A 14084-nucleotide genomic window follows, 5' to 3' on the forward strand; every position below is an offset into this window, starting at 1 on the left:
TTCGACGGGCACAGGATGCGTGTGCCTGCGCTCTGTGACGCGGGTGTTACGGACGCGGAATGCTACCCGTTCGCCGCGCCCACCTTCGAAAACCGCCGGCGGATGCGCAGCATGAGCTGGTCGCAGACCTCACGGTAGGCAGCCAACTTCTGGTCGCGGCTGCCTTCGATGGTGGTGGGATCCTGCGTCGGCCAATACTCGACGTCGGCGGCGAGCGTGCGGGTCAGCTCCAGCGCCTTGTGGTGCGCCTCCGGCGACAGCGTGATGATGAGGTCGAAATTCAGCCCCTCCCAGTCCTCCAGCTCCTCGAAGGTCTGCGGCTTGTGGGTGGAGATGTCCTGGCCGAGCTCAGCCATCACCGACACCGCGAACGGATCGAGTTCGCCGCGCCTGGCGCCGGCCGACTTCACGTAGAGCCCTTGCGGAAACATGTGCCGCAGCAGGCTCTCGGCCATCGGCGAGCGCACGCTGTTCATCGCACAGGCGAACAGCACCGATTGCGGATCGCGTGCGCGTGGCGGACCCGCCATCGCGCCTAGCCCTTCCAGTGCAGAACAGTAATGAGCGTGAACAGCCGGCGCGAGGTTTCGAAATCGATCCGCACCTTGCCCTTCAAGCGCTCCTGCAGCGTACGCGATCCCTCGTCATGGATGCCGCGGCGGCCCATGTCGATGGCCTCGATCTTGTCCGGGGTCGCGGTGCGGATCGCCTGGTAGTAGCTGTCGCAAATCATGAAATAGTCCTTCACGATCCGGCGGAACGGCGTCAGCGACAACAGATGGGCGACCACGGGCGTGCCGTCCTCGCGGCGGATGTCGAACATCAACCGGCTGCCGGTGATGCCGATATGCAGCGTGAACGGCCCCTTCCCGTCGGCGCCCTCGGGGGCGAACAGGTTCTGCTCGATCAGATCGTAGATCGCGATCGCGCGCTCATGCTCGATGTCGGGCCCGGAACGGCCGATCGAGTCCTCGTCGAGCGTGACGCCGACGATGCGATTTTGCGAGTCGTCCTGTTCGGGCGGCTGGGTCATGACAAATTGAGGCGCAATCCGATCGAGCGCGAATGGGCATCTAGCCCTTCCGCCTTACCGAGAATCATCGCAGCCGGACCCAGCGCACGCAGCTGATCCGGGCCGCATTTCAGGATCGAAGTGCGCTTGAGGAAATCGTGCACCGAGAGGCCCGAAGAAAATCGCGCCGAGCGCGCCGTTGGCAGCACATGGTTGGAGCCGCCGACATAGTCGCCGATCGCCTCCGGCGTATGCGCGCCGAGGAACACTGCGCCGGCATTGCGGATCTTTGCAGCGAGCGCGTCGGGATCTTGCGTCATGATCTCGAGATGCTCGGCGGCAATGGCGTCGGCAAGCGGAATGGCGGCGTTGAGATTCTTCACCATGATGATGGCACCGAAATCGGCCCACGAGGCGCTGGCGATCGCGGCACGCGGCAGCGTCTTCAACTGCGCCTCGACCGCCTTCTCGACATCGGCGGCAAGACGCGCGGAATCGGTGATCAGGATCGACTGGGCGCTGGCATCGTGCTCGGCCTGTGCCAGCAGATCGGCAGCGATCCAGTCGGCATTGCCGGTGTCGTCTGCGATGACAAGCACCTCGGAGGGACCGGCGATCATATCGATGCCGACCTTGCCGAACACCAGCCGTTTTGCCGCGGCGACATAGGCGTTGCCGGGACCGACGATTTTTGCGACCGGCGCGATCGTCGCGGTGCCATGCGCGAGCGCGGCCACGGCCTGCGCGCCGCCGACGCGGTAGATCTCGCTGACGCCGCCGAGCTTTGCTGCCGCCAGCACCAGCGGATTGAGCTTGCCGTCGGGCGAGGGCACCACCATGACGAGACGCGCCACGCCGGCGACCTTTGCCGGCACCGCATTCATCAGCACTGAGGAGGGATAGGCCGCGGTGCCGCCGGGCACGTAGAGGCCGGCGGATTCGATCGCGGTGTAGCGCCAGCCGAGCTCGACGCCGAGCGGATCGGTGAAACGCTCGTCCTTCGGAAGCTGGCGACTGTGATAGGTCTCGATGCGGTCGCGCGCGAGCTTGAGCGCGTCCAGCGTCGCGGCATCGCAGGCTCTCACCGCGGCCTCGATCTCGGCGGCGGTGACGCGCAGGCCGGATGCATCCAGCGTCAGCCGGTCGAACTTCGTCGTCGCCTCGAGCAGGGCCGCGTCGCCACGCTTGGCCACGTCGTCGACGATGGCACGCGCGGCAGCCTCGACGTCGGCCGAGGCCTCGCGCTTTGCGGCGAGGAAGGCCACGAATCGCTGGTCAAAATCGGCGCTGCTGCGGTCGAGACGAACGGGCATCTTGGCTTCTAACTGGTTCTTGGGGGCGCGGTTTGGCTCACCGGGCCCCTGCTCAATGGCGCGGCGGGAAAGCTGCGTCAACCCTTGGCTCAACCCTTGGAAGGCGGCGTTCCGGCGCGGGCCTCAGCGGATTTGGCTGGTATACCGACCACCTCACCCCTCGCCGTCAACCTCCAGCCCTGTCCCTAGCTCATCCGCCCCCAGATCGGTCAGCTCGCATTCCAGGCATTCGACGTCGAGGCGGATGGCGCCGCCTTGGGCAAACAGGAGCAACGCGCTGCCGCCGGGGGCGTCCTGGCCGTGAAATTCGATGCCAATGAGGTCCAGAATCATGTCCGCCGCGGCGAGGTCGATGTTGCGCGACTTGCAGGCGAGCACGCGGTCGAAACGCAGGGCGGCGATCAGCCTGCGCGGCTCGGCCTCGCCGTCCAGCATCTGCTCCCAGTCCAACCGGCTCATGCCGACCACCAGCCGCTTTTCGCTTTGCCGCCAGATGATGTCCGAAGGCTGCACGCGGGCATCCTGGACGTGGGCCGAGATCACGGCGAGGTCGTCGGCGTCGAGCGCGATCAATTTGAGCTGGGGAGACATCGCCGGCGCTTTCTCCTTCGGGCGGACAGGGCTCAACGCGCGCGGGCGCCAAAATTTCCCTGGAACTAACGCTCCACCGGACTAGAGACTATTGATATCCTCCATCTCCAGCACCTTGCGCGGATACCCCTCCCGGGCAACCCGGATCATGGCGCGGCCCATCTGCTCGGTCGAGGTGACGAGCCGCGGCGAGAGCCGGCGCAGCACCGACCAGAGTGGCCAGGTTACGGTATACACCGCCTGCACCCACGCGGTCTTGGAGCGGGCACCGTGCAGGGGCTGGATCGCGCCGGGCCGGAACATGTAGGCCGCCTTGAACGGCAGCTTGAGCAGATCGTTCTCGGTCTTGCCCTTGATACGCGCCCACATTCGCGAACCCTGCTCGGTGGAATCGGTGCCGGCGCCTGTGACGTAAGTGAAAATCATCTGCGGATTGAGCCGCGCCAGCGTCGTCGCCGCCGCGAGCGTGAGGTCGTAGGTGAGATGACGATAGCGCTCCTCGCTCATGCCGATCGAAGAGACTCCGAGGCAGAAGAAGCAGGCGTCGAAGTCGGTCAGTTGCGTTTCGATCGCCGAATAATCCGTGAAATCGCCGCGTGTGATCTCGGTGAGCTTGGCATTGCGCACGCCGGTCGGGCTACGGCCGATCGCAACCACGCGGTCAATGCCGGCATCGACCAGGCATTCGCGCAAAACGCCCTGCCCGACCATGCCGGTCGCGCCGAAGATGACGATCTGCATCGGGACGTTTCCTACAGCGTCGCGGCTCATGCGGCGGCTACGATCTCGTCGAAGGATATATTGGTCAACGTCGCCGAGACATCCCACAGCATGGCTGCCGAGGCAAAATCCTTTGCCTGCGGCATGATCTTCGCCGGCCTGGGTGGTCCCTTCAATTCGTAGAACCAGTTCGGACCGTAATAGCCGCCCGGCTCAGCTGCCGGCGAGGTCGCGGCCAACAAGGTCGGCAGCGCGCCTTCCGCGGCAGACTGGCTGATGAAGGGCTGCAGCCACCGGCTCACACGCGACTGGAACGTGTTCGCACCCGGCCCGTTCGGAATGAGATCGGTCCGCGCGTAGCCGGGATGTGCGGCAAGGCTCGTCAGACCCCAGCCGGCGGCGAGGCTGCGGCGCTGCAACTCCAGCGAAAACATCAGCATCGCCAGCTTGGACTGGCAATAGGCCCGCCACGGACGATAGGAGTGCCTGCTTTGCAGATCGTCAAAATTGATCGCGCCGGAGCGGTGCGCAAGGCTCGAGAGATTGACGACGCGCGCCGCCTTCGCCCGGCGAAGCTGCGGCAACAGCCGCGCCGTCAGCGCGTAATGGCCGAGATAGTTGGTGCCGAGCTGCATCTCGAAACCATCCGCCGTCTGCTGCCGCTTCGGCAGCGCCATCACACCGGCATTGTTGACGAGGAGGTCGAGCTGCTCGTTGCTGGCGGCGAAGCGCCTGGTAAAATCGGCCACGGACGCGAGGCTGGCGAGGTCGAGATGCTCGTAGGCGATCAGCGCATTGGGAAAGCGCCCGCAAATGCCCTCGATCGCGCGCAGGCCCTTTGCGTCGTTGCGCCCGGTGAGTATGACAATGGCACCGGCGCCCGCCAACGCCAGCGCCGTCTCGTAGCCGAGGCCGCCCGTCGCCCCGGTCACGACGGCGGTCTTGCCGCTGAGAGAGGGGATGTCTGCCGTGGTCCAGTCGGTCATGCCATAGCTCCGTCGGGGCTGGGAAAAGGCCCGCGACGGGTCTAAATGTGCACTGGGTGCAAGTTTGCAAGAGGTGAAATGATTTGAAGATTTCGAAGGTCGCCAGGAAATCAGCCGACAAGCGCGCCAAGCCGTTGCCGGCAGGGGTAAAATCCCCCGATGGCCCCGGCCTGCGCGAGCGCAAGCTGCAGGCGACTCGCGAGCGACTGGCCCGCGCGGCCATGGCGCTGTTCCTGGAGCGCGGCTTCGAGGCCACGACCATCGACGACATCGCGGCCGCGGCGGACGTGTCGCGACGCAGCTTCTTCCATTATTTCGCCTCGAAGGAGGACGTGGTGACCGCCTGGCAGGAGGGCGCAGCCGCCGCGCTGGTCGCGGAGGTCGTCGCGCGGCCTGCGGGCGAATCCATGCTGACCGCGGCGGAGAACGCGATCGCGGCGGCGCTCAAGCGGATCGACCCGGCCGAAGCGGCGGCAATGTCGCGGCTCAAGCGCGACAACCCCGCGCTTCGGGCACGCGACCAGCTCAAATACGAGAAGCTCGAGCACGCCCTGGCCGAGGGGCTTTCACAGCTCGCCAGAACCAAATCGGATAAGCTGAACGCGCGGCTCGTCGCCATGATCGCCACCGGCGCGATGCGCGTCGGCGGCGAGAGCTGGATCGGCGAAGGTGCGCGGGAGAAGCCGGAAGCTTTCGTCAAGCGCACGTTCGACGCGATCAGGGCGATATTGGAGTGAGGCCGCTCACCCCTTGAAGAACGCCAGCAGGTCCGCGTTGATGGTCTCGGCGTGCGTGGTCGGCATGCCGTGCGGAAAACCCTTGTAGGTCTTCAGCGTGCCGTTCTTCAAAAGCTTGGCCGACAGCGGCGCGGAATCGGCGTAAGGCACGATCTGGTCGTCGTCGCCGTGCATCACCAGCACCGGCACGTTGATCTTCTTCAGATCCTCGGTGAAGTCGGTCTGCGAGAACGCGACGATGCCGTCGTAATGCGCCTTCGCGCCGCCCATCATGCCCTGGCGCCACCAGTTATGGATCACCGCGTCCGACGGTTTTGCGCCGGGACGATTGTAGCCGTAGAATGGGCCGGCGGGGAGATCGCGATAGAATTGCGTGCGGCTGGCGGCGAGTTGCGCCTGGAGACCGTCGAACACGCTCTTCGGCAGGCCGCCGGGATTGGCCACGGTCTGCACCATCAACGGCGGCACGGCCGAGAGGATCGCGGCCTTCGCCACCCGGCTCTCGCCGTGGCGCGCGATGTAGTGCACGACTTCGCCGCCGCCGGTGGAGTGGCCGACGTGGATCGCATTCTTCAGGTCGAGATGCGCCGTCACCGCCGCGAGATCGTCGGCATAATGATCCATGTCGTGGCCGTCGGAGACCTGCGATGAACGGCCGTGGCCGCGGCGGTCATGGGCGATGACGCGGTAGCCGCGCGCGACGAAGAACAACATCTGCGTGTCCCAATCGTCGGCCGATAGCGGCCAGCCATGGCTGAACACGATCGGCTGGCCACTTCCCCAATCCTTGTAGAAGATATCGACGCCGTCCTTGGTGGTGATAGTAGGCATTGCTAGGCTCCTTGAATGATCAGACGAACGCCATCGGCTTGTAGCGGCGCCAGGCGCCGACGGTGAGCACCACGAAGAACACCAGCACGATGCCCTGCACCACGGCGAACACGGGGCCTCCCGGCGGCGCCGGCGGCACTGCGGGCGCGAGCGCGGCGAGCGCCGGCACCTTGAGGAACGACTGGATCACCAGCACGAAGACGTTGAAATACAGCGAGATCATCGCGGTCACGATGTAGACCGGACGCCAGACGCCCGCGAGCTTCATGCCGTACAGCGCGATGCAGGCGATCGCGAGCAGCACCAGCGAAATGATGCCGATGATGTGCGACGGCAGCAGCTCCTTGAACGGAAACAGGAAACCGGTGGCGCTGGTGAGGATCGTGAACAGCAGGAAGATCGCGGTGAGGCCCGGCATCGGCTTCGAGCCGAGCAGGCCGAACATCACGACGAGGCCGGCTGCGATGCCGATCAGGCTGATGATGACATGCACCATCGTGAAGGCGGGCAAGCTCAACCCAAGAATCATGACATCTCTCCTACTCGTCTCGCATTGAGATCGGAAAGATAGTATTACGGTCCTCATCGAATTGCCACCTGCGCCGGTGTCACATATGCGCGTGCGGCCATGCACCGTCGTGCGAATCGACAAACGCATGCTTTATTTTTTTGCACCGCTGTCACAAACGACGGCAGGTTTTCGAGGAAAGTTGAATCGAACGTCGCAACATCGGCCCGCCATCGGCGGGCCGATGCAAGACGAACTCACACTTCCTTGGTGTCGAAGATCAGCAGGTCGGCGCCGCCGCTGGCGAATTTCGGCACGTCAGCGCCGGTCGCCTTGCCTTCCGGGCTGCCGAATGCCGCCTGGATGTCGGCCGCGCTGTCGAAGGTGAGAATGGCGACCAGATGGATTCCGGACGGTCCGGCGGGGGAGCCGACCGGCCCCTTGCTGATGGCGTACTTCTTCAGGCCTGGAAGTTTCTTGGCCAGCGGAATGTGGGTCTCGGCATAATACTTGTCGAAGGCCGCAGGATCCGTGGGCGTTTTGTACAGCACGACGATTTCAGCCATTTAGTTCCTCCCGTTAAGCGTTTTGTTTGTAGATCCTCTCCATGGTGAGGAGCGTGCGAAGCACACGTCTCGAACCATGCAGGCCCGGCTTTGGCAGCCGGGCCTCGATCCTTCGAGACGCCGCTGTCGCGGCTCCTCAGGATGAGGGGATAGTCACGTATGACACGGCACAATGGCAAGTCACATTCGCCTTGCCATCTGCTTGTCTTCTACTTGGCTCATTGTTTGAGCACGATCTTTTCGGAAAACCGCTGCACACTTTTCCGGTTCGTGCTCTAAAGCGCCGGCTTTGCGGCGTCACCGAGGAAGCCGTGCAGGGAGGCCACGACTTGCGCGCCCTCGCCGATGGCGCCGCCGACGCGCTTGACAGAGCCGGAGCGAACGTCGCCGACGGCATAGACGCCGGGCACGGAGGTTTCCAGCGGCGCCACCAGCCGGCCCTGATTCTGCTCGGACTGCGCGCCTGTCACGACGAAGCCGCCGCGATCGAGCGTCACGCCGCAGCCGTCGAGCCAGTTGGTGGCGGGATCGGCGCCGACGAACAAAAACAGATTGCGGACGTCCGCAAAATCCTCGTCGGTCGAGAGCCGGCTCTTCCAGCGGATGCGCCGCAGCAGCGAGGCCTCGTCGCCTTCAAGCGCCGTGATCTCGGTGTTGAACATTAATTCAATGTTCGGCGTCGCTTCGATGCGCTCGATGAGATAGCGCGACATGCTGGCGCCCAGGCCGCCGCCGCGGATGATCATCAGCACGCGCTTCGCGTGCCCCGACAGGAACACGGCCGCCTGCCCCGCCGAGTTGCCGGCGCCGACCAGCGCCACTTCCTCGCCGGCGCACAGCTTCGCCTCGACCGGCGACGCCCAATACCAGACGCCGCGGCCTTCGAACTTGTCGAGGTTCTCGATCTCGGGCCGGCGATAGCGCGCGCCGCTTGCGACAACGACCGCGCGCGAATGCAGCGGGTCGCAGCCGTCAAGCGCCACCGAAAACGCGCCATCCTTGCGCGTGCAGTCGAGCGACTTCACCGTCACCGGGATCATGATCTCCGCGCCAAATTTTTGCGCCTGGTTGAAGGCGCGCGCGGTCAGGGCCATGCCGGAAATTCCGGTCGGAAAGCCGAGATAGTTTTCAATGCGCGCGCTGGCGCCGGCCTGGCCGCCAAAGGCACGGGTGTCGAGCACGGCGACCGAGAGGCCTTCGGACGCGGCATACACGGCGGTAGCGAGCCCGGCCGGCCCGGAGCCGACGATCGCGACGTCGTAGATGCGGTCGTTGCGCGGGCCGCCGATCATGCCGATCGCGCGCGCAAGCTCGGTTTCGCCGGGGTTGCGCAGCACCGCACCATCGGGGGTGACGACCAGCGGCCAGTCTTCCGGCTTGGGCGAATAACGCGCGATGACGTCGGCGGCGTCGCGATCGCGCTCGGGATCGAGCAGATGATGCGGCTGGCCGTTGCGGGTGAGAAAACCCTGCAATCGCACCACGCCTGACGAATGCGAGGGACCGATCAGCACGACACCGCCGACACCGCCCTGAAGCAGATTGACCCGGCGCAGGATCAGGGCGCGCATGATGCGCTCGCCGAGCTCGGCCTCTGCGACCAGCAGCGCGCGCAGCCGCTCCGGCGGCAACAGCAGCGTCTCGACATCGCCTTCGGCGCGGCCGTCGACCAGCGCCGGCCGCCCCGAGAGCTGGCTGAGCTCGGCCAAAAATTGCCCCGGCCCCTGGTCGATCAACGGGGTGACGTGACCAAGGCCGTCGCGCTGGGTGATGGCGACGTGGCCCTTCAGCACGACGAACATGCCCGGCCCGGGCTTGCCGGTCTCGAACAGGAATTCCCCATCGGCATAGAGGCGGACCTCGCCGAAATGCCTGACACGCTCGATTTCGGCTGATGTCAGCGCCGGAAAGGTCTGTTCAGGGCGGGTGAACCGCGACATCTGCGCGTCACCGTCGGGTCGTTGCGATTCGTCCTGCCCCATTGCCACGTCCATGCACTCCAAAAAATTCCAGCCGCCGGATTCTAGCCGCCGGTCTTGCCAGCGGTCTTGCCGGCGGCCCCCTCATCTAGGGAACCATCCTCGTTCTGCGAGGGGTCGGCACTTGCGGCGCGTTCCCGCGCCTGCACCTTCCGCCGCTTCAAATTTTCGCGCAGCGCCGATTTCAGCCGGTCGTCGCGGGACGCCCTCGCCTGTCTCGGGTCCTGTCTCGAATCCTGCCGCTCGCTCTTGTCGTTCTCGTCAGCCATCGGGGTCCATTACAGCGATCGGCGATAACATGCCCGAGGAATAAGGCAGCTCAAGAGGCCCGCGCGATCCGATCGTGCGAAAATCGAAATGGATCGAATCCGGCGCATCGGGCAACTGGCCAGTTGGGTGGGATATCGGAACCGAATCCGCGGAAAGGCGGCCGTTTCGAGCCAAAACAAGCATTTTGGGCCCGATATCGACCTGATTTTATCGCTTTGGCGGGGCCTGCAAGCTTGCACAGGCGGGGGGCTTGTGGCAGATATCGGCCCGCTTGGTAGGCCCCTCGTGGCGGCCGATTCTCGATCCCAGCACATGCTGCCGTAGCTCAGTGGTAGAGCACTCCATTGGTAATGGAGAGGTCGACAGTTCAATCCTGTCTGGCAGCACCATTCCCTGGTTCAAATCACGCACAGATCAGCATTCTCGCGGCATCAAGCGCCCGAGTTTTGCTTTTTTCCGTAGCCCTCCTCTGTGAAGAGAGCGCAGGGAAGACCGGGTGCCGGCTGGCACCCGCGGTCCGCTGCGCGAAAGCACACGCAGAAAAACCGCACAGCAGCATACAGGTGTAGCCAATCACTCGGCCTTCCCTGCGCGATGGGTTGACGGCTTATGCCGCGCTCTCCCCGGCGACGAGTTCCTTTTTGTCACCGTCGCCTTGCGAATTGGCGATGCCTCAAGACCCGGTAGAGCCCCGATCCATCTCCGCAAGGCTTGACCGTAGCAACGACGGCCAGGACCACACGATTTTGCCGTACGCAGCATCACCCCGCTTCGCCCTGAAGGGCTTCGCAGGACGTTGGCGCCGTTCGTCCGCACGCAGAAGGACCTCACGAGGTTCATCTCGCCCTGATCCCGCCTCCCCGTGCCCGACGCTGCCGCGTCCACCGCCCCCCGATCCACGTTTCGTTACGACGGACGACCGCCCCTCTCCCTGGACCGGGATGGCGGGATTGATACCGCAATTCCGAATTTCGGTAAAGTGGAATCTTTTTATGATGGGGGATTGACGGGATTTTGGGGGAGGCGGGTGTGTTGCCCGATGGGTCGAATTTGCCCGGCAACTTGCGGGAGCGAAAAGAGCGCAACAACATGGTTCAAGTCTGTGATGGGTTTTTCTGCGCTCTACCCATCCTGCGCACTGAGTTCGCGGCGATCATTGAGAGATGTGCGGATCGCAGGCAGTAAGCAGCTCTTGGCCAAAGGACGAGATGACGAAGCCTTGAGGATGTGAGCGGATACAACGAAGTGCTTCGAGATGGTTTATGCTAATTTCCAAAGCTGACGGTCGCTCGCCTGGCAAGATTTCATTTAAGCGAGGCTGGTGAAAGGTTGGATTTTGTGTGCCACGAAGGTCCATTGCTTTGCGGAGTACAATGATATCGATCGGTTGTAGGTCTTTTAAAGTTTTGATGAACTCCGGTCTCACGTCATTGGCGTGGGCAGGTTCCATGGCATTCGCCAGAAGTGCAGCATACAGCTCCTGCATTGCATCTCGGCTCTCGCGTTGCGCTTGTTCAAGCAATGGCGTCGCCAAATCTTCGGGGACAGGTTGCGGCTCCTCTAAGGAGCGTTCTTGGATGATCCGTTTTGTTTTGCGGGCGAACGCGTCGGCGTTCCGTTTACGGGCCTCACTCACGCGATCTCCGACCATCCAGCCGTAGATGTCTGCGATGGCTGGCGAGGCGGATTTGACGACCTCGACGGCCTTGCTAAGCGTCTTGGCGGCTTCCTCAACCGCTTTCTCGTATGGGAGATCAGGGCGTTCTTCGGCCATGCTGTTCCTCGCCTGATGGTCTAACGAATGAGACTATAACGCTCTACGGCCTTGCCGAACCTGCCGAAGGGTAAGGCGAAAAAAGCTCATCTGCAAAGGGGTGGTGTTAGGCGGGTAAGGGATCGAGCCTTGGACTCTCCTAAGCGATGGCAGCGCTATGATAATGCTTGTGCTCTATAGGATTTAACGAAGATCCCCGTCTTTTCTCCGTTTGCGTGGGGTTTCAAAGTACGGCCCATTTATTCGGGTGGCGGGCGTTGTTGGTAAGATAGGCCACGCGATGCTCACGTTGTTGGGAATTTGGGGTGTAGTCGTTTGGCAGCTTTCTGACAGCTCGTAGGATGAGTAGAGCGACTTGTCCGCCGTAGCTCGAAGAGGGTAAGCGGAAGCGAAACCCGTCGAGGGCAGTCGATGACGAAACATGATGGGTTTCGCAAATGCTCTACCCATCTTACGCTTGCTTGTTGGTAAGCTCAAACAACAGCTAACATACGCTCGACTGTATTGATTGAAAGGGATTTCAGATGCCGGACCACGCAAAGATACTCGCCCTAATCGCCGCTAGCGAAGACGTCGATAAGCTGCGTACCTGGATCGTGAATGCTCGAAAAGAAAAGCAAGCCGATATTGAGGAAGCCGCATTTCGACGTTTGATCGAAATTCTACCGAAAGAGGCGCCAGGTACGGTAGAGCATGATTTTTGGCGGACGGTCCATGCCTTCGAACACATCCTGAGCGAGGAGAGAGGAAAGACGACGCGGCTTGCGCGCACGCGGCAGAAGGTGGCGCGGGTCGGGGAGATCGAGACGCTTCGGGATTGGGCCGTGGGTAGCAAAAGCACGGATGGTTTTGCCATGCTAATCGAGCGAAACATGCCGGAGCTCACCGGAGAAGCCATTGTGTTGCGGCACACCGATCGGTTTGATGCCGAGGTCGTGTCGGCAGCAACCATGCGCCTCAAAGAAGCGGGGGTAGACGTTTCTCGTTTGCCCAAAAAAGCCGATTAGCTCGTAGGATGGGTAGAGCGGAAGCGAAACCCATCGAGGCCTTGGACTTTCCGCGGCGACCGTGGCGGAGCGATTTTGCATTTCAATCAGCGTCATTTCACCGAAGAAATCGCCGGGCTCCAGAACCGAAATCGGGATGACGCTCCCCGAACTCGCCCGTTTGCTCACCGCCAGCCGACCGGCCTTGACGATGAACATCGAGCGTCCCGGCTCGCCTTCCACCACGACGGTCGCGCCGGCATCGAAGCGGCACTCGACCAACATCGAATCAGGAGATCGAGACTTGGGTCCGGGAGACCACCGAAGAACGGCGTCGCGAGCAGGAACGCTTTCAGATCGGGGGCACTGACAACCATCGCGCGAACATACGCCCCCTCGCCGTCAGCGGCAATCAGCCGGTAGGATGGGTAGAGCGGAAGCGAAATCCATCCTACGCGCTACTGCCGCGCAACGCCCGCTTTCTCCAGAGGTCAGCGATGACCTTGATGGTCGCTGCGAGGACGAGCGCGCAAAGCGCCGCCTTCGAGATCGTCTCCATCGTCCCCTCGATCAGCAGGCAATGGGCCACGCTGGCTGCGACGATGACGATCGCGAGGGGAATATGGACGATGCGCCAGGTTCGCAGCCGCAGGCCCAATCGCCGGCGTAGTAGCGCCAGAAGCGCGACGGTGAAGATGGCCCACATCGCGGTCACGCCGAAGGGGGAGAACGGCGTCGGTGATGTATAGGTCAGGGCGTCGATCATGTCGGGCGGGCTGGTGATCCAGAGGCCAGCGACGTGGATCACCACCGCCAGGGCAAGCGCGCCGCCGATCCAGCGATGGGCGCGCCGGCCACGATAGGCCGACAGTCCCGGCAAATATCCGCCGATCAGCAGAGGCTGAACGAGTACGAGAGCAAGCGCGATCATCCCCGCGAAGCCGGCGAGGATGTAGACCGGGCCGCGCCATGCGAGCTGCTCGCTCCCCGCAGCGAGCGCGATCGGCACGCCAATGGCCAAAGCAAGGGCGACCCAGATCAGGGGCGGCCGCGCCAATCTCCACGGCGTCGTTTGCAATTCGATCAGGCCGGCTGAAGGACGAAATGCGCTTCGAGGCTGGTTTCCTTCGCGCTCCGCATCACCGGACGCAGGAAGACTGTCTTGAATTCACCGCTGTCATAGGCGAGGTGGCCATGCGGCTGGCCGAAGATGGGAATGATCTGCGGCATCTCGAGCCGGAACTTGCCGTCCTTGTCGGTGAGCGTTGCGCCATGGCTCTGCGGCTCGTGCTCCTGCCCTTCGGTCGTATGCGCCCAGATCTGGATGCGCTGCCCGGCAAGCGGAGCCCCGTCACCGGCGCGGCGCACCGTGCCGCTCATCCAGAAGCCGCCCTTGCCGATCCGATCCACGATCGCCGCGCCCTTGCGGTAGTTGTTCGCCCCGCCCGACATCGAATCGGTCGGTGCGAGGCCTTCGGCGCGGGCCGGTAGCAGGAGGCCGGAAACGCCGGTTGCCAAAACTCCGGTTGCAAGGACGGTGCCGCCGGCGACGAGGAGGTTGCGGCGATTGAGTACGACGATGGTCATGTCGGTTCCTCCTGGCGAGTGCAGTGGCTCCACCGAGAGTACAACAACAGGAGAGAGCCGCCCAGTTACCGCGAACGGCGCACCAGACCGCAATAACGGTGTTGTGAACGGGAGTGCAGGCCACTCGAACAGCTTCGTAGGACGGGGGGAGCGGCAGCGAAACCCATCGCCCTTACGCCCATGACAAAACATGATGAGTTTCGCAAGTGCTCTACCCATCATAC

The 14084-nt window shown here is 63.3% G+C and carries 16 protein-coding genes, 1 tRNA gene and 1 pseudogene; 3 read left to right on the forward strand and 15 right to left on the reverse strand.

The features are described from left to right. Positions 1-62 precede the first annotated feature (62 nt). The 6 genes from IVA74_RS33190 to IVA74_RS33215 all read right to left on the reverse strand — a co-directional run bounded on the left by IVA74_RS33190 (position 63) and on the right by IVA74_RS33215 (position 4622). Positions 63-530, reverse strand: coding sequence for an arsenate reductase ArsC (locus IVA74_RS33190; protein WP_247351297.1), 468 nt, complete (start codon positions 528-530; stop codon positions 63-65). 5 nt (positions 531-535) lie between these two features. Further along, positions 536-1033, reverse strand: a complete 498-nt coding sequence (locus IVA74_RS33195; protein ID WP_247351299.1) for a UPF0262 family protein — start codon at positions 1031-1033, stop codon at positions 536-538. After that, positions 1030-2325 (reverse strand): histidinol dehydrogenase, encoded by a 1296-nt coding sequence (gene hisD, locus IVA74_RS33200; protein WP_247351300.1) that lies wholly within the window; start codon positions 2323-2325, stop codon positions 1030-1032. Before hisD ends, IVA74_RS33195 begins: the two co-directional genes overlap by 4 nt. A 153-nt stretch (positions 2326-2478) precedes the next feature. Continuing rightward, complete coding sequence (locus tag IVA74_RS33205; RefSeq protein WP_247351301.1) at positions 2479-2916, reverse strand: DUF2948 family protein; 438 nt, start codon at positions 2914-2916, stop codon at positions 2479-2481. A gap of 81 nt (positions 2917-2997) precedes the next feature. Beyond that, positions 2998-3657, reverse strand: coding sequence for an NAD(P)H-binding protein (locus tag IVA74_RS33210; RefSeq protein ID WP_247351302.1), 660 nt, complete (start codon positions 3655-3657; stop codon positions 2998-3000). Between the two features lie 26 nt (positions 3658-3683). Next, entirely contained in the window at positions 3684-4622 is a 939-nt protein-coding gene (locus IVA74_RS33215; protein WP_247351303.1) for an SDR family oxidoreductase, read from the reverse strand. Between the two features lie 83 nt (positions 4623-4705). Between IVA74_RS33215 and IVA74_RS33220 the strand changes: the two genes are divergently transcribed. Then, complete coding sequence (locus IVA74_RS33220; RefSeq protein ID WP_247351304.1) at positions 4706-5359, forward strand: TetR/AcrR family transcriptional regulator; 654 nt, start codon at positions 4706-4708, stop codon at positions 5357-5359. Between the two features lie 6 nt (positions 5360-5365). Here IVA74_RS33220 and IVA74_RS33225 read toward each other — a convergent pair whose 3' ends face one another. From IVA74_RS33225 to IVA74_RS33245, 5 genes are all read right to left on the reverse strand, one after another. Further along, a complete protein-coding gene (locus IVA74_RS33225; RefSeq protein WP_247351305.1) occupies positions 5366-6190 on the reverse strand; it encodes an alpha/beta hydrolase in 825 nt (274 codons plus the stop codon). Positions 6191-6209: 19 nt separating this feature from the next. Further along, positions 6210-6719 (reverse strand): hypothetical protein, encoded by a 510-nt coding sequence (locus IVA74_RS33230; RefSeq protein WP_247351307.1) that lies wholly within the window; start codon positions 6717-6719, stop codon positions 6210-6212. 236 nt (positions 6720-6955) lie between these two features. Beyond that, positions 6956-7264 carry an EthD family reductase gene (locus IVA74_RS33235; RefSeq protein WP_247351310.1) on the reverse strand — a complete coding sequence of 103 codons (309 nt, stop codon included), beginning with the start codon at positions 7262-7264 and terminating at the stop codon, positions 6956-6958. 275 nt (positions 7265-7539) lie between these two features. Further along, positions 7540-9246, reverse strand: coding sequence for an FAD-dependent oxidoreductase (locus IVA74_RS33240; RefSeq protein WP_247351313.1), 1707 nt, complete (start codon positions 9244-9246; stop codon positions 7540-7542). Positions 9247-9287: 41 nt separating this feature from the next. Further along, on the reverse strand, positions 9288-9512 hold the full coding sequence (locus IVA74_RS33245) for a hypothetical protein (RefSeq protein ID WP_247351315.1): 225 nt from the start codon (positions 9510-9512) through the stop codon (positions 9288-9290). A gap of 315 nt (positions 9513-9827) precedes the next feature. Between IVA74_RS33245 and IVA74_RS33250 the strand changes: the two genes are divergently transcribed. Continuing rightward, positions 9828-9902 (forward strand) — tRNA-Thr (locus tag IVA74_RS33250). A 764-nt stretch (positions 9903-10666) separates the two neighbouring features. On the opposite strand, the gene IVA74_RS33255 is transcribed toward IVA74_RS33250, so the two are convergent. Next, positions 10667-11287 carry an Abi-alpha family protein gene (locus IVA74_RS33255; protein ID WP_247351317.1) on the reverse strand — a complete coding sequence of 207 codons (621 nt, stop codon included), beginning with the start codon at positions 11285-11287 and terminating at the stop codon, positions 10667-10669. A gap of 524 nt (positions 11288-11811) precedes the next feature. Here IVA74_RS33255 and IVA74_RS33260 point away from each other — a divergent pair. Then, positions 11812-12294: a hypothetical protein gene (locus IVA74_RS33260; protein ID WP_247351507.1), complete on the forward strand. Its 483-nt coding sequence runs from the start codon at positions 11812-11814 to the stop codon at positions 12292-12294. A 42-nt stretch (positions 12295-12336) separates the two neighbouring features. On the opposite strand, the pseudogene IVA74_RS33265 reads toward IVA74_RS33260, so the two are convergent. The 3 genes and pseudogenes from IVA74_RS33265 to IVA74_RS33275 form a co-directional block, all read right to left on the reverse strand. Beyond that, positions 12337-12650 (reverse strand): annotated as a pseudogene (locus tag IVA74_RS33265) (cyclic nucleotide-binding domain-containing protein); the annotation flags it as partial. A 74-nt stretch (positions 12651-12724) separates the two neighbouring features. Next, on the reverse strand, positions 12725-13330 hold the full coding sequence (locus IVA74_RS33270; RefSeq protein WP_247351319.1) for a ferric reductase-like transmembrane domain-containing protein: 606 nt from the start codon (positions 13328-13330) through the stop codon (positions 12725-12727). Positions 13331-13356: 26 nt separating this feature from the next. Next, positions 13357-13860 (reverse strand): Twin-arginine translocation pathway signal, encoded by a 504-nt coding sequence (locus tag IVA74_RS33275; RefSeq protein WP_247351321.1) that lies wholly within the window; start codon positions 13858-13860, stop codon positions 13357-13359. Between the last annotated feature and the right edge of the window lie 224 nt (positions 13861-14084).

It is taken from the genome of Bradyrhizobium sp. 132 (genome assembly GCF_023074185.1).
Lineage (GTDB): Bacteria > Pseudomonadota > Alphaproteobacteria > Rhizobiales > Xanthobacteraceae > Bradyrhizobium.

Coding starts and splice junctions, on each gene's coding strand:
- IVA74_RS33190 (WP_247351297.1), bottom strand. CDS start 530: ATGGCGGGTCCGCCACGCGCACGCGATCCGCAATCGGTGCTGTTCGCC.
- IVA74_RS33195 (WP_247351299.1), bottom strand. CDS start 1,033: ATGACCCAGCCGCCCGAACAGGACGACTCGCAAAATCGCATCGTCGGC.
- hisD (WP_247351300.1), bottom strand. CDS start 2,325: ATGCCCGTTCGTCTCGACCGCAGCAGCGCCGATTTTGACCAGCGATTC.
- IVA74_RS33205 (WP_247351301.1), bottom strand. CDS start 2,916: ATGTCTCCCCAGCTCAAATTGATCGCGCTCGACGCCGACGACCTCGCC.
- IVA74_RS33210 (WP_247351302.1), bottom strand. CDS start 3,657: ATGCAGATCGTCATCTTCGGCGCGACCGGCATGGTCGGGCAGGGCGTT.
- IVA74_RS33215 (WP_247351303.1), bottom strand. CDS start 4,622: ATGACCGACTGGACCACGGCAGACATCCCCTCTCTCAGCGGCAAGACC.
- IVA74_RS33225 (WP_247351305.1), bottom strand. CDS start 6,190: ATGCCTACTATCACCACCAAGGACGGCGTCGATATCTTCTACAAGGAT.
- IVA74_RS33230 (WP_247351307.1), bottom strand. CDS start 6,719: ATGATTCTTGGGTTGAGCTTGCCCGCCTTCACGATGGTGCATGTCATC.
- IVA74_RS33235 (WP_247351310.1), bottom strand. CDS start 7,264: ATGGCTGAAATCGTCGTGCTGTACAAAACGCCCACGGATCCTGCGGCC.
- IVA74_RS33240 (WP_247351313.1), bottom strand. CDS start 9,246: ATGGGGCAGGACGAATCGCAACGACCCGACGGTGACGCGCAGATGTCG.
- IVA74_RS33245 (WP_247351315.1), bottom strand. CDS start 9,512: ATGGCTGACGAGAACGACAAGAGCGAGCGGCAGGATTCGAGACAGGAC.
- IVA74_RS33255 (WP_247351317.1), bottom strand. CDS start 11,287: ATGGCCGAAGAACGCCCTGATCTCCCATACGAGAAAGCGGTTGAGGAA.
- IVA74_RS33260 (WP_247351507.1), top strand. CDS start 11,812: ATGCCGGACCACGCAAAGATACTCGCCCTAATCGCCGCTAGCGAAGAC.
- IVA74_RS33275 (WP_247351321.1), bottom strand. CDS start 13,860: ATGACCATCGTCGTACTCAATCGCCGCAACCTCCTCGTCGCCGGCGGC.